This is a genomic window from Billgrantia lactosivorans (assembly GCF_003254665.1).
Classification (GTDB): Bacteria; Pseudomonadota; Gammaproteobacteria; order Pseudomonadales; family Halomonadaceae; genus Halomonas; species Halomonas lactosivorans.
On the sequence record NZ_QHGY01000001.1, the window covers coordinates 15532 to 28581 of the forward strand.

Consider the following 13050-nt stretch of genomic DNA (forward strand, 5'->3'; position numbering starts at 1 on the left):
GCGTGGTGGGTGGTACGACACCGAACGAAGCGCGCCTCCTCATCGTCGGCCTGGGGCTGATCGGCGGTTCGCTGGCCGCCGCGCTGCGCGCGGCAGGCTTTACAGGCACGATCCAGGCATGCGACCCGGATCCCGGCGAGATCGCGCGCGGCATCGAGATGGGCCTGATCGACGCGGGCGACACCCGCCTCGCGCCGCTGGTGGAAGGCGCCACGCTGATCGTGCTGGCGGTGCCGGTGCTGGCCATGCGCAGCGTGATGACCGAACTCGCCGCCGCACTGCCGGCGGAGGCGCTGGACGGCGAAGCCCCGCGCGTGGTGATCACCGACGTCGGCAGCACCAAGGCCGCGGTGCGCGATTGCGCCCTGGCCGCCTTCGGCCGGCTGCCGGCCGGGCTGGTACTGGGCCACCCCATCGCCGGCTCGGAGAAGAGCGGCGTGGCGGCCGCCAACCCCCGGCTCTACGTCAACCACAAGGTGATCCTCACCCCCGCCGCCGAGACGGCCCCCGCCGCCGTGGCCCGGGTGCAGGTGCTGTGGCGCGCCTGTGGCGCGGAAGTGCTGGAGATGGACGTCGACCGCCACGACCAGGTGCTGGCGCGCACCAGCCACCTGCCGCACCTGCTCGCCTTCTCGCTGGTGGACACCCTGGCGCGCCAGGACGAGCGGCTGGAGATCTTCCGCTACGCCGCCGGCGGCTTTCGCGACTTCACCCGCATCGCCGGCAGCGACCCGGTGATGTGGCGCGACATCTTCACCGCCAACCGCGAGGCGGTGCTGGCCTCCCTCGACGACTTCGAGGCGGGGCTCGGCCGGCTGCGCCAGGCAGTGGAAGCGGGCGACGGCGATGCTATGCTTGCCATCTTCGACCGTGCCAGCCACGCCCGGCACTATTTCGACTCTCTCCTGAACCAGACCAGTTATCAGGCGGAATACCAGATGCAAGAACAAGGCAGACTCACCTTCCGGGCCGCGCCCGGTGGCCGTGTGGCCGGGCGCATTCGCGTGCCGGGCGACAAGTCGATCTCCCACCGCTCGATCATGCTCGGTGCGCTGGCCGAAGGCGTCACCGAAGTGAAGGGCTTCCTGGAAGGGGAGGACAGCCTGGCAACGCTGCAGGCGTTCCGCGAGATGGGCGTGGCCATCGAAGGCCCGCACCAGGGGCGGGTCACCGTGCACGGCGTCGGCATGCGCGGGCTCAAGGCGCCCTCCGGCCCGCTCTACGTGGGCAACGCCGGCACCGCCATGCGCCTGTTCTCCGGCCTTCTGGCGGGGCAGGCCTTCGACAGCGAGTTGATCGGCGACGCCTCGCTGACCAAGCGCCCCATGGGCCGCGTGGCCGACCCGCTGCGCCTGATGGGGGCCAAGATCGACACCGCCGAGGGCGGGCGCCCGCCGCTCAAGATCCACGGCGGCCAGGCGCTCAAGGGCATCACCTACGACATGCCCATGGCCAGTGCCCAGGTGAAGTCCTGCCTGCTGCTCGCCGGGCTGTATGCCGAAGGCGAGACCCGCGTGCGCGAGCCGGCCCCCACCCGCGACCACACCGAGCGCATGCTGACCGGATTCGGCTATCGCGTCGACCGCGAGGGCGACACCTGCTGGCTCAAGGGGGGCGGCAAGCTGACCGCCGCGCCCATCGACGTGCCAACCGATATCTCCTCCGCCGCCTTCTTCCTGGTGGCCGCGGCGATCACCCCGGGCTCCAACCTGATCCTCGAGCACGTCGGCATCAACCCCACGCGGATCGGCGTGATCAACATCCTCCAGCTGATGGGGGCCGACCTGCGCCTGTTCAACGAGCGTGAAGTGGGCGGCGAGCCGGTGGCCGACCTGCACATCCGCTACGCGCCGCTCAAGGGCATCGACATTCCCGTCGACCAGGTGCCGCTGGCCATCGACGAATTCCCGGCGCTGTTCGTCGCCGCCGCCTGCGCCAGCGGCACCACGCGCCTGCGCGGCGCCGAGGAGCTGCGGGTCAAGGAGTCCGACCGCATCCAGGCCATGGCCGACGGCCTGGCGACCCTGGGCGTCAAGCACAGCGTGGTGGAAGACGGCATCGACATCGTCGGCGCGGGGGGAAGCGACATCGCCTACGGCGGCGGGCGCATCGACAGCCTGGGCGACCATCGTATCGCCATGGCGTTCGTCGTCGCCTCGTTGCGCGCCGGCGGGGAGATCGTCATCGACGACTGTGCCAACGTCGCCACCTCCTTCCCCGGCTTCACGGAACTCGCCCGGGTGGTCGGTCTCAGAGTGAGCGAGGAGACGCAAGAGGTGCGGGCATGAGCGAAGCGGCCAAGGTGCTGACCCTCGACGGCCCCGGCGGCGCGGGCAAGGGCACCATCAGCCGGCTGGTCGCCGAGCGCCTGGGCTGGCACCTGCTCGACAGCGGTGCGCTCTACCGCCTCACGGCGCTGGCAGCACTGCGCCACGGCGTGGCGCTGGACGACGAACCGGGGCTGGAGCGGGTCGCCGCCGAACTCGACGTGGTGTTCCTGGCCGAAGAGGAGAGCACCCGCGTGCTGCTCGAAGGCGACGACGTCAGCCGCGAGATCCGTACCGAGCAGGTGGGCGATGCCGCCTCCCAGGTGGCGGCGCTGAACGGCGTGCGCCAGGCCCTGCTGCAGCGCCAGCGCGACTTCCGACAGCCGCCCGGGCTGGTGGCCGACGGCCGCGACATGGGCACCGTGGTGTTCCCCGACGCCGAGCTCAAGGTGTTCCTCACCGCGAGCCCCGAGGAACGCGCGCGCAGGCGCCACCTCCAGTTGCAGGAGGCGGGGGTGGATGCTAGTCTATCGAGTCTTTTGAAGGAAATTCAGGCACGCGATGCACGCGACATGCAGCGCAGCGTGGCTCCGCTCAAGCCGGCCGAAGATGCCATCACGCTTGACACCACGCGCCTGAAGATACCGGAAGTGGTGGAACGGTTGACGGAGTGGCTGGCCGAGCGCGGCCTCGTCCCCGAGACTTGATCTCCCTTGCGGCGCCCTCGAGCGGATGTCATGGCATGGTCGGGCAATTCATTCTTGCAAGCCCGGCCAGGTCCAACCAGCGCTAACATTCCCGGGGGTTTGGTAAATTAGGCCCGCACTCGCTGGTGGTGCGGAGAAGGCGGCAACGCCTCAACACCGTTGATCACGTAGGAAAACCATGAGCGAAAGCTTTGCTGAACTGTTTGAACAGTCACTGCAGGACATCAACATGGAGCCGGGCGCCATCGTCACGGCTACCGTCGTCGACATCGAGGGTGACTGGGTCACCGTCAATGCCGGCCTGAAGTCTGAAGGGCAGATTCCCGCGGCGCAATTCCGCGACGACAACGGCGAGCTCACCATCGCCGTCGGCGACGAAGTCAGCGTCGCCCTGGAAGCCGTCGAGGACGGTTTCGGCGAGACCCGTCTGTCTCGCGAGAAGGCCAAGCGCGCCGAAGCCTGGAAGGTGCTGGAAGCGGCCTTCGAGAAGGAAGAGATCGTCAAGGGCGTGATCAACGGCAAGGTCAAGGGCGGCTTCACCGTCGACATCGACTCCATCCGTGCCTTCCTCCCGGGTTCCCTGGTCGACGTGCGTCCGGTGCGCGACACCACGCACCTCGAGCACAAGGAACTCGACTTCAAGGTCATCAAGCTCGACCCCAAGCGCAACAACGTGGTCGTGTCCCGCCGCGCCGTGCTCGAAGCCGAGAACAGCGCCGAGCGTGAGGCCCTGCTCGCCACCCTGCAGGAAGGCCAGCAGATCATCGGTATCGTCAAGAACCTCACCGACTACGGCGCCTTCGTCGACCTGGGCGGCGTCGATGGCCTGCTGCACATCACCGACATGGCCTGGAAGCGCATCAAGCATCCCAGCGAGATCGTGGCCGTGGGCGACGAGATCAACGTCAAGGTGCTCAAGTTCGACCGCGAGCGCAATCGCGTCTCGCTGGGCCTGAAGCAGCTGGGCGAAGATCCCTGGGTCAACATCAAGGACCGCTACCCCGAGGGTACCGTGGTGCCGGCTCGCGTCACCAACCTCACCGACTACGGCTGCTTCGCCGAGCTGGAAGAGGGTGTCGAAGGCCTGGTCCACGTCTCCGAGATGGACTGGACCAACAAGAACATCCACCCGTCCAAGGTCGTCAACATCGGCGACGAAGTGGATGTCATGATCCTCGACATCGACGAGGAGCGTCGTCGTATCTCCCTGGGTATCAAGCAGTGCACCCCGAACCCGTGGGAAACCTTCAACGCCCAGTACAACAAGGGCGACCGTGTGTCCGGTACCATCAAGTCGATCACCGACTTCGGTATCTTCATCGGTCTGGAAGGCGGCATCGACGGCCTGGTTCACCTCTCCGACCTCTCCTGGTCCGAGACCGGCGAAGAAGCCGTGCGCCGCTTCAAGAAGGGCGACGAAGCCGAAGCCGTCATCCTCTCCATCGATCCGGAGCGCGAGCGCATTTCGCTTGGCATCAAGCAGCTCGACTCCGACCCGGTGGCCGAGTACCTGGCGGTCAACGACAAGGGCTCCATCGTCTCCGGCCGTGTGGTCGAAGTCGACGCCAAGGAAGCCCACGTCGAGCTGGCGACTGACGTCGTCGCCGTGCTCAAGGCCTCCGAGATCAGCGCCGACCGCGTCGAAGACGCGCGCAACGTGCTGAGCGAAGGCGACACCGTCGAAGCCCGCATCGTCAGCGTCGATCGCAAGAACCGCACGATCAACCTGTCGATCAAGGCCAAGGATCAGGACGACACCCGTCAGAACCTGAAGAAGCTGCGCGAGCAGGAAGTCGAGACCGGTGGCCCGACCACCATCGGCGACCTGATCAAGCAGCAGATGGGTCAGGACTGATCGTCCTCCGGGCTCCGCTCGCGGAGCCCACGAGCCAAGGCTCAAACAAGAACGCCGCCTCGAAGGGCGGCGTTCTTGCGTCTGGGCTCTCTATGCGGAGTAGAAGTCTAGGAACTTGACCGGCTGCGCCTCCTCGATCACCTCGGCCCACAGGTCATACTCGTCGGCATTGGTCACGCGGGCGCGCACCACGTCGCCGGGGCGCAGGCTGCGCTTGGACTCCAGGAACACCATGCCGTCGATCTCGGGGGCGTCGGCCTCGCTGCGACCGATCGGGCCTTCCTCGTCGACCTCGTCCACCAGTACCTCGATCTCACGGCCGATCTTCCGCTCCAGGCGGGCGGCGGAGATCTCCTGCTGGTGTGCCATGAAGCGTTCCCAGCGCGACTGCTTGACCTCGTCCGGCACCGGCTCCAGGCCCAGCTCGTTGGCCGGCGCGCCCTCCACCGGCGAGTACTGGAAGCAGCCCACGCGGTCGAGCTGCGCTTCGCTGAGCCAGTCGAGCAAGTACTGGAAGTCCTCCTCGGTCTCGCCGGGGAAGCCGACGATGAAGGTGGAGCGAATGGTCAGCTCGGGGCACAGCTCGCGCCAGCGCTTGATGCGGGCCAGCGTCTTGTCCTCGAAGGCGGGGCGCTTCATCGCCTTGAGCACCTTGGGGCTGGCGTGCTGGAAGGGGATGTCCAGGTAGGGCAGGATCTTGCCCTCGGCCATCAGCGGAATCAGCTCGTCCACGTGGGGGTAGGGGTAGACGTAGTGCAGCCGTACGCGAATGCCCAGCTCCGAGAGCGCCTCGCACAGCTCGGTGAGGCGCGTCTTGACCTCGCGGCCGCGCCACTCGCTCGGCGCATAGCGCAGGTCGACGCCGTAGGCGCTGGTGTCCTGCGAGATCACCAGCAGCTCCTTCACGCCGGCCTTGGCCAGCCCCTCGGCCTCGCGCAGCACGTCGCCCACCGGGCGGCTGACCAGCTTGCCGCGCATGGAGGGAATGATGCAGAAGCTGCAGCTGTGGTTGCAGCCCTCGGAGATCTTCAGGTAGGCGTAGTGGCGCGGGGTCAGCTTGACCCCCTGGGCCGGCACCAGGTCGATGTGCGGGTCGTGCCGGTGGCGGTGTGGGGCGGCCTCGTGCACGGCGCCGACCACGCGTTCGTACTGCTGCGGGCCGGTCACCGCCAGCACGCTGGGGTGTACCTGGCGAATCGCGCTCTCGTCCACGCCCATGCAGCCGGTGACGATGACCTTGCCATTCTCGGCGATCGCCTCGCCGATGGCGTCGAGCGATTCCGCCTTGGCGCTGTCGATGAAGCCGCAGGTGTTGACCACCACCACGTCGGCATCGTCATAGCTGGGCACGATCTCGTAGCCGTCGGTGCGCAGCTGGGTCAGGATACGCTCGGAATCCACCAGCGCCTTGGGGCAGCCTAGTGAGACGAAACCGACCTTGGGTGTGGCCATTAATAACCTCTTGAATTAATAAAATGCCTGCATGAGCGAAGATTTAGGAAGCGCTGAACAAATCGACGAGCGAGATGAAGCGCAAGGCGCACGGAGCACAGAACCGAGCGAAGCGACAAACACCCTCTGGGTGGCTCCGAAGGAGTGAGAAACCGAAGGTTTCGAGTCAACCGGAGCATATGGGGTATATGTGAGGATTCCGACCGGGCTGGCGCTCCAGCACCGCGCAACGCAGTGATTCGCTCGCGCAGGCATTTGTGCAGTGTTTCCTTAGCTATTCTCGTTAGCTAACGTATAGCAGGACGGGTAACCTGCGAATGAAAGTGGAGCATTTTAGCGTCGTACAGCAGCATAGGAAACCGCATGGCCACGATCGAACACAGCGCAATTCTCAAGGCCCCGCCGGAGCGGGTCTTTGCCCTGCTGGAGCGGGTCGAGGACTTCGTCGACTATTCCGACCTGATCCGGGCGATCGAGCCGCTCGGTGACGAGCGCTACCGCTGGCACGTGCACGCCGTGGGCATGGACTGGACCTTCGACGTGGCCATCACCGAGAACCGGCCACCCGAAGTGCTGGCCTGGGAATCCGTGGACGGCGTGCACAACCAGGGTTGCTACCGGCTCAACCCCGTGGCGCAGGGCACCGAGGTGTTCTTCACCCTGACCTATGTGATCCGCAACCGGCTGGTCGAGAAGGCCGTGACCAAGGCGGCCAGGCCGCTGGTCAACAAGGTCAGCCGGCAGATCCTGGCGCGCGTCGAGGAGCGGCTCTGATGTGGTAAAAAGCCGCGCCACCCCTCTATTGCTTTTGCCCGGCCGGGATTACACTCCAATCGACGAGGCCGCGTCGGCCTCTGAGAGGAATGCCGTCGTGAGCGTTGTCTCTGGCCTTTTGTGGTGTCTGGCGATCCTGTTTGCCCAGCTCTGGCTGCTGCATTACATCGATAAGCGGGTGGCCGCCATGCCACGGTTGAAAGAGCCGCCCCTGGAGACGCCGGATGGTTCGGCTCCGCCGCCATCCCTGGCGGCACCTCGTCAGGAAGGCCGGCTCGACGCCTGATCGAAGTCGGGCTCCGGCAGCAGCCTACGGAATGACCAGGAGCGGCAGCGGCACCCTGGCGATCAGCGCTTCGTCCTCCTTCAGCAGGCTCTCCAGCTCGCTACGATGCAGCAGCAGCCCGCCGGCTTGCGCATGGCCGAGCGCCTTCTCCAGCTCACCGGCGTGCGCGAGGGGCAGGGGGGAGACGGCATCGAACAGCGAAGCCAGCCACGCCGGTAGCGAGGGCACGACGTCCTCTCGCGCCTCGCCCGCGGCCAGCCAGCGCAGCGGGCCGCGCCGGAAGGGGTGGCTCTCGTCCCACAGCAGCACGCTGCAGGGAGCCTCCATGATCAGCCGGCGGCTGGTAGAGCCAAGCCGCTTCCCCCAGCGTTCGCTGGTGCCGGCCTTGCCGAGGACCAGCACGTCGCCGGGGCCGCTCCTGGACAGCGCCTCGGCGGCGATCTGCCCCCGGCTGACCACGAGCCGGTGACGCAGGTCGCGCCCGGCCACCGCCGCCGCCAGGGCCTGCTGCACTCGCTGCAACTGATGCGCGATGCTGGCCTGCAGCGAATCGGGCGTGAGGGGGCGCGTCAGCCCCGACTGCGCGCCGATCTCGCAGGCGAAGGGGAAGGCGGCGCTGCTGAGCAGGTCCAGGTCCTCGACGTAGAGCGCCACCAGCTCGACGTGACGCTGGCTGGCCAGGTCCACCGCCGCGGCCAGCGCCGCCAGGCTGTGGCGGGAGGCGTCGAGCAGTGCCAGCACGCGTGCCACGTCCAGGCTCGGCGCCTGTGGCTCGCCGCGCCGCGGAGCCTCGTCATTCGTCATCGCTGCGCTCCTCGTCGGCATCGCCGGCTTCGCTCTCCTTGCGCTCCTCCCTGTCGTTCTCCTTGCCCTTGCGCTTCACCGCGCGATGGAAGGCCTCGAGCCGTTCCGCCACCTTGGCATTGAGGCTCTCCGGCGGGTAGTCGCCCGCCTCGGAGCGTTCGCCGGGGGGCAGCCCGGTGAGCAGCTCGAGCGCCTCGTCGAGGTGTGCGATGGCGTAGACGCGAAACTCGCCGGCGGCGATGGCGTCGCGCACCTCGCGCTTGAGCATCAGGTGCTCCACGTTGGTGGCGGGCAGCAGCACCCCGTGGCCCTTCACGCCGCCGCGTGCCTGGCAGATATCGAAGAAGCCCTCGATCTTCTCGTTGACCCCGCCCACGGCCTGGACCCGCCCGTGCTGGTCAATGGAACCGGTCACCGCCAGGCGCTGGTCGATGCCGACCCGGGCGATGGCCGAGATCAGCACGCAGGCCTCGGCCACCGAGGCGCTGTCGCCCTCGATGCCGCCGTAGGACTGCTCGAACGCCAGGCTGGCGGAGAGCGACAGCGGCGTATCGGGGGCATAGCGGCTGGCCAGGCAGCGCGACAGGATCATCACCGCCTTGGAGTGGATGCGCCCTCCCAGGCGCGCTTCGCGCTCGATGTCCACCACGTGGCCGGGCCCGGGCCTGGCGGTGGCGGTGATACGGCTCGGCTGGCCGAAGGCGTAGTCGCCCAGGCTCATCACCGACAGGCCATTGACCTGAGCGACCTCGAAGCCCTCGAGCTGGATCGCCACGGTGCCGCGGGCAATCGCCTCATGGCTGCGCTCGTGGATGCGGCTGGCGCGCCACAGCTGCTGCGCCACGGCCTTCTCCACATGGTGGCGCGCGATCACCTTGGCGTCCTCGCGCTCGGCCCAGTGGTCGGCCTCCTCCAGCAGGTCGCTCAGCGCGCGGTGGCGGGCGGTGAGCTTGCCCTGGTCGTCGGCCAGGCGGCTGGCCCGCTCGATCACCGCCGCCACGCCGCTGCGGTCCAGCGGGCGCAGGGCGGAGTCCCGTGCCAGGGTCGCCACCATGCGCGCATAGAGGGGCTGGTTGCCGTGGTTGCGATCCAGCTCATCCTCCAGGTCGGCCTGCACCTTGAACAGTTCGAGGAAGTCGGGATCGTGCTCGCACAGCAGGTAGTAGAACAGGCGCTCGCCGAGCAGCACCACCTTGAGGTCGAGCGGCACCGGCTCGGGTTCCAGCGTAGTGGTGCTGATCAGGCCGTAGGCCTGCTCCAGCGATTCGGTGCGGATCTCGCCGGCGCGCAGCACCCGCTTGAGGGTTTCCCAGGCGCCGGCCTGCATCAGCATGGCGCGCACGTCCACGACCAGGTAGCCGCCGTTCGCGCGGTGCAGGCCTCCGGGGCGAATCAGCGAGAAGTCGGTCAGCAGGGTGCCGTTGTGCACGTGGTGCTCGATCCGCCCCACCAGGTGCTGGTGGGTCGGCAGGTCGAGATAGACCACCGGCGCACCCTCGCAGCTGGTGTTGTCGACCAGCAGGTTGATCTGGAACCGGTTGTAGAGCGCCTCGGGAGGCATCTCGGGTTCGTCGGCGATGAACGAATCGACGTGCAGCAGCATGGCCTCGCGCAGCGCGCTGAGGTGGTCCAGCACACCCTGGTGGTTGGCGTAGCGCTCCTCCAGCTCGGCCAGCGGGGCGTCGATGGCCGTCTGCAGCATCTCGCCGTTGAGCGCCGAGATCTGTTCGCGCAGCTGCTTGGCCAGGCGCGGCATGTGGCGAATGGCCTGGGCCAGTTTCTTCTGCAGCACCTGTACCGTGCCTTCGATGCGCTCGCGGTCGTCCCTGGGGAGTTGCTCGAACGCCTCGGGTGCCATCATCTTGTCGTCGTCGTCCGCCGGGGCGAAGGTGAAGCCGTTGGGCGTCGAGAGCAGCAGGATGTCGTGCTCCCGCGCCTCGCGGCGTACCGCCTCGATGGCGTCGCGCTGGCGCTCGCCCATGGCCTGCTTCAGCTCATGCAGGCGGTTCTGGTACTCGTCGCCCTCGAACACCGCGGGAATGGCCGAGCGCAGTTCCTCGGTCAACTGCTCGAGGTCGGCGCGCAGCACGCGGCCCATGCCGGTGGGCAGCAGCAGGCACAGCGGCTGGGTGGGGTCGTCGAAGTTGTAGCGGTAGGCAATGTCCGGCGGGGTGGGTTCATCGCGTGAGCGTTCGGCGAGAAAGCGCCCCACCAGCTGGTGCTTGCCGTGCCCGGGGTGGCCCAGCACATAGAGATTGAAACCGTCGCTGCGCATGGAGGTGCCGAAATCCAGCGCATCGCGGGCGCGGTCGTGGCCGCTCAGCATGTCCAGCGACTCGAGCTCGCTGGTCACCTCAAAGTCGAAGGCATCCTCGGGGCAGGCGCGATAGACCTGCGTCACATCCAGGGCTTTCACCAGGCAGTCTCCTCAGTGCTAGGCTTCGTCTGACAGTTGGCGAGCGAGCGCAGGCACCTTCAGTCAAAGCCTAATACAGCCCAGTATGGCGAATTGCGATCCCTCCTGCATGATGCAGGTCAAAGGGGGGGAGAACGGGCACGCGGCGCAAGGCCCCGAGGAGTCGCGGGGCCGGGATCTCACCATCGGCTTGCCAAGAGGAGCCATCATGACCTTTACCTTCTGGTTCGAATTCGCCAGCACCTACTCCTATCCCGCCGCCATGCAGCTCGAGCACAAGGCCGCCGAGCGGGGCATCGAGGTGCGCTGGCAGCCGTTCCTGCTGGGGCCGATCTTCCAGGCCCAGGGCTGGACCGACACCCCCTTCAAGCTGTTCCCGGCCAAGGGGCGCTACATGTGGCGCGACATCGAGCGGGTATGCGACCGCGACGGCATCCGCTTCCGCCGCCCCTCGCAGTTCCCCCGCAACGGCCTGCTGGCGGCGCGCATCGCCAACTGGCACGCCGACGAGCCCTGGGTGCCGGCATTCGTGCGCAGCGTCTACCGCGCCAACTTCGAGCACGACGAGGAGATCGCCGATCCCCAGGTCATCGCCAACTGCCTGGCGGAGCTCAAGCTCGACGCTGCGGCCCTGCTGGAGGAGGGCCAGCGCCCCGAGGCCAAGGAGGCACTGCGAGACGCCACGGCCCGGGCCCAGGCGCTGGGCATCTTCGGGGCGCCGTTCTTCATCGCCGGCGACGAGCCCTTCTGGGGCTACGACCGCATGGAGCAGGCGCTCGAGTGGTATGCTGCTTCAGGCTCCGCCTGAAGTCGAAAGCCCGGGGCAGCTCGTGTCCTCACGACGTCCCGGCGCGGTCCCGTATGGATTCCCATGGAGATGAATCGATGAACGCGAGCAAGATCTTGCAGCAGCTCATGCAGCAGGCCGGTGGCCAGAAGCGCGGTGGGGTGGACGTCAAGGGCATGCTCGACGGCCTGAGCCGACAGCTGGGAGGTGGCGCCTCGGGACAGGCCGCGTCCGGCGGGAGTGGCCTGGACGTGAAGAGCCTGCTGGGGGGCGGCGCCATGGGCCTGCTGGTCGGCTCCAAGCGCGGCCGCAAGCTCGGCGGCAAGGCGCTCAAGTACGGCGCGATCGCCGCGGTCGGCGTGCTGGCCTGGAAAGCCTGGCAGAACTCGCAGGCCGCCAAGGCCGGGGGTGTCCAGGCGGCCGGCGATGCCGAGGGCGAGCGGGTCGAGGTGCTGGAAGGCGAGCTGCAGGAGCGCCGCAGCCTCGAGCTGCTGCAGGCGATGATCATGGCCGCGCGGGCCGATGGCCACATCGACGAGCAGGAGCGCGAGCTGATCACCCAGCAGATCGACGCCCTGGGGGCCGACGACGAACTGCATCGCTGGGTCGAGCGTCAGCTCATCGCCCCGCTGGATGCCGAAGCGCTGGCGCGCCAGGCCGATTCGCCCCAGGCGGCACGCGAGATGTACCTGATCAGCGTGGCGGTGATCGACGAACAGAACCCCATGGAGCGGGCCTGGCTCGACCAGTTGGCCAAGGCGCTGAAGCTGCCTGCGGCGCTTGCCGGAGAGCTGGAGCACCAGGCGCAACAGGCGGGCTAGGGCGCCCCTGCCTCGACTCAGCGGTAGCGGTAGATCCGCAGCGAGGGAAGGTAGGGGGTCTCCTCCAGCTTCTCGTCGCTGCGGCGCGCACGGGTACGGCTCTGCGGCGGGGCGGCGGGAGGCAGGTTGTGGTCGGGCAGGCGCCCGCGCGGGGCCGGCAGGAACAACGGCAATGCCACGTTCATGGCGCGGCGGGTGCGGCCGTCTTCCAGCGGTTCGCAGTAGAACAGGTTGGCGCGCATCAGCGGCGCCTGGCGTTGTACCTGGGCCAGCGGCTCGCCGGCGGGCAGGGCGGCGAGCTTGCGCAGCTGGATGCGCACATGGGGGGCATCGGTGTCCAGCGCCAGCAGCTTGCTCTCCACCTCGCGCACCGTGAGCCGCTTGATCGAGCGGCCGCTCGCGTACCACGCCAGGCGTACCCGGGCCACCGGCGCCTCGGCCACGGGTATGGCGCGCCAGCACTGCTTGAGATGCAGCCGGGCCAGGCCGCTGCCGCGCAGGTGATCGTGCAACTGCGGGTGGCGGAAGGGCAGCACCGCCTTGGCCTCGGCCAGCAGCGGCGGGTGGTGGTCGCGAATGTGGGCAAGCTGGGCGGCGAACTCGGCCTTGGCCGCGTTCACCTCGGCCACCCCGGCCAGCAGCGTCTCGTCGGCGGCCACCAGGCCGACGTGGCTGCGGGTGGCGCGGCCGTCCTGGCCATCGGTGTACCAGAAATCGAGCAGGGCGCGGCGCAGCCACTCGGTGCTGGCCTCGGCCTGGAAGGCCCAGGCCTCGGCGGGAGAAGCGGCATAGGCCTCGAGCAGCGCCTCGCTGCGCTCGATCAGGTTATCGAAGGCGACCTCCAGCTCGGCCAGTAGCCGATAGCTCGGTGCCGGGGCCAG

The 13050-nt window shown here is 68.1% G+C and carries 11 protein-coding genes; 7 read left to right on the forward strand and 4 right to left on the reverse strand.

Annotated elements, in window-relative coordinates; genetic code table 11:
* Positions 1–2: 2 nt before the first annotated feature.
* The 3 genes from DIS04_RS00065 to rpsA all read left to right on the forward strand — a co-directional run bounded on the left by DIS04_RS00065 (position 3) and on the right by rpsA (position 4829).
* Positions 3–2288: a bifunctional prephenate dehydrogenase/3-phosphoshikimate 1-carboxyvinyltransferase gene (locus DIS04_RS00065; RefSeq protein WP_245904438.1), complete on the forward strand. Its 2286-nt coding sequence runs from the start codon at positions 3–5 to the stop codon at positions 2286–2288.
* Complete coding sequence (gene cmk / locus DIS04_RS00070; RefSeq protein WP_111411686.1) at positions 2285–2974, forward strand: (d)CMP kinase; 690 nt, start codon at positions 2285–2287, stop codon at positions 2972–2974. The genes DIS04_RS00065 and cmk overlap by 4 nt, the downstream gene beginning before the upstream one ends.
* Before the next feature lie 178 nt (positions 2975–3152).
* Positions 3153–4829: a 30S ribosomal protein S1 gene (gene rpsA / locus DIS04_RS00075; RefSeq protein WP_111411687.1), complete on the forward strand. Its 1677-nt coding sequence runs from the start codon at positions 3153–3155 to the stop codon at positions 4827–4829.
* Positions 4830–4919: 90 nt separating this feature from the next.
* Here the strand turns inward: rpsA and rimO are convergent, their stop codons facing one another.
* Positions 4920–6281 (reverse strand): 30S ribosomal protein S12 methylthiotransferase RimO, encoded by a 1362-nt coding sequence (gene rimO, locus DIS04_RS00080; protein ID WP_111411688.1) that lies wholly within the window; start codon positions 6279–6281, stop codon positions 4920–4922.
* 363 nt (positions 6282–6644) lie between these two features.
* Here rimO and DIS04_RS00085 point away from each other — a divergent pair, with 363 nt between their 5' ends.
* Complete coding sequence (locus DIS04_RS00085; RefSeq protein ID WP_111411689.1) at positions 6645–7055, forward strand: SRPBCC family protein; 411 nt, start codon at positions 6645–6647, stop codon at positions 7053–7055.
* Between the two features lie 97 nt (positions 7056–7152).
* Positions 7153–7341: a hypothetical protein gene (locus DIS04_RS00090; RefSeq protein ID WP_162622983.1), complete on the forward strand. Its 189-nt coding sequence runs from the start codon at positions 7153–7155 to the stop codon at positions 7339–7341.
* Positions 7342–7365: 24 nt separating this feature from the next.
* Here DIS04_RS00090 and DIS04_RS00095 read toward each other — a convergent pair whose 3' ends face one another.
* Both DIS04_RS00095 and DIS04_RS00100 read right to left on the reverse strand, forming a co-directional pair.
* The gene (locus DIS04_RS00095; protein WP_162622984.1) at positions 7366–8145 is read right to left on the reverse strand and encodes a universal stress protein; all 780 of its coding nucleotides are present in this window, start codon (positions 8143–8145) and stop codon (positions 7366–7368) included.
* On the reverse strand, positions 8135–10561 hold the full coding sequence (locus tag DIS04_RS00100; protein ID WP_245904439.1) for a Lon protease family protein: 2427 nt from the start codon (positions 10559–10561) through the stop codon (positions 8135–8137). The genes DIS04_RS00095 and DIS04_RS00100 overlap by 11 nt, the downstream gene beginning before the upstream one ends.
* A gap of 208 nt (positions 10562–10769) precedes the next feature.
* Here DIS04_RS00100 and DIS04_RS00105 point away from each other — a divergent pair, with 208 nt between their 5' ends.
* The gene (locus DIS04_RS00105; protein ID WP_111411693.1) at positions 10770–11369 is read left to right on the forward strand and encodes a 2-hydroxychromene-2-carboxylate isomerase; all 600 of its coding nucleotides are present in this window, start codon (positions 10770–10772) and stop codon (positions 11367–11369) included.
* Positions 11370–11446: 77 nt separating this feature from the next.
* The gene (locus DIS04_RS00110; protein ID WP_111411694.1) at positions 11447–12169 is read left to right on the forward strand and encodes a tellurite resistance TerB family protein; all 723 of its coding nucleotides are present in this window, start codon (positions 11447–11449) and stop codon (positions 12167–12169) included.
* Positions 12170–12186: 17 nt separating this feature from the next.
* Here DIS04_RS00110 and DIS04_RS00115 read toward each other — a convergent pair whose 3' ends face one another.
* Positions 12187–13050 carry a DNA replication terminus site-binding protein gene (locus DIS04_RS00115; protein WP_422667571.1) on the reverse strand — a complete coding sequence of 288 codons (864 nt, stop codon included), beginning with the start codon at positions 13048–13050 and terminating at the stop codon, positions 12187–12189.

Bases quoted from the DNA above. Each gene is read 5' to 3' on its own strand.
- cmk (WP_111411686.1), top strand. From the start codon at position 2,285: ATGAGCGAAGCGGCCAAGGTGCTGACCCTCGACGGCCCCGGCGGCGCG.
- rpsA (WP_111411687.1), top strand. From the start codon at position 3,153: ATGAGCGAAAGCTTTGCTGAACTGTTTGAACAGTCACTGCAGGACATC.
- rimO (WP_111411688.1), bottom strand. From the start codon at position 6,281: ATGGCCACACCCAAGGTCGGTTTCGTCTCACTAGGCTGCCCCAAGGCG.
- DIS04_RS00085 (WP_111411689.1), top strand. From the start codon at position 6,645: ATGGCCACGATCGAACACAGCGCAATTCTCAAGGCCCCGCCGGAGCGG.
- DIS04_RS00095 (WP_162622984.1), bottom strand. From the start codon at position 8,145: ATGACGAATGACGAGGCTCCGCGGCGCGGCGAGCCACAGGCGCCGAGC.
- DIS04_RS00105 (WP_111411693.1), top strand. From the start codon at position 10,770: ATGACCTTTACCTTCTGGTTCGAATTCGCCAGCACCTACTCCTATCCC.
- DIS04_RS00110 (WP_111411694.1), top strand. From the start codon at position 11,447: ATGAACGCGAGCAAGATCTTGCAGCAGCTCATGCAGCAGGCCGGTGGC.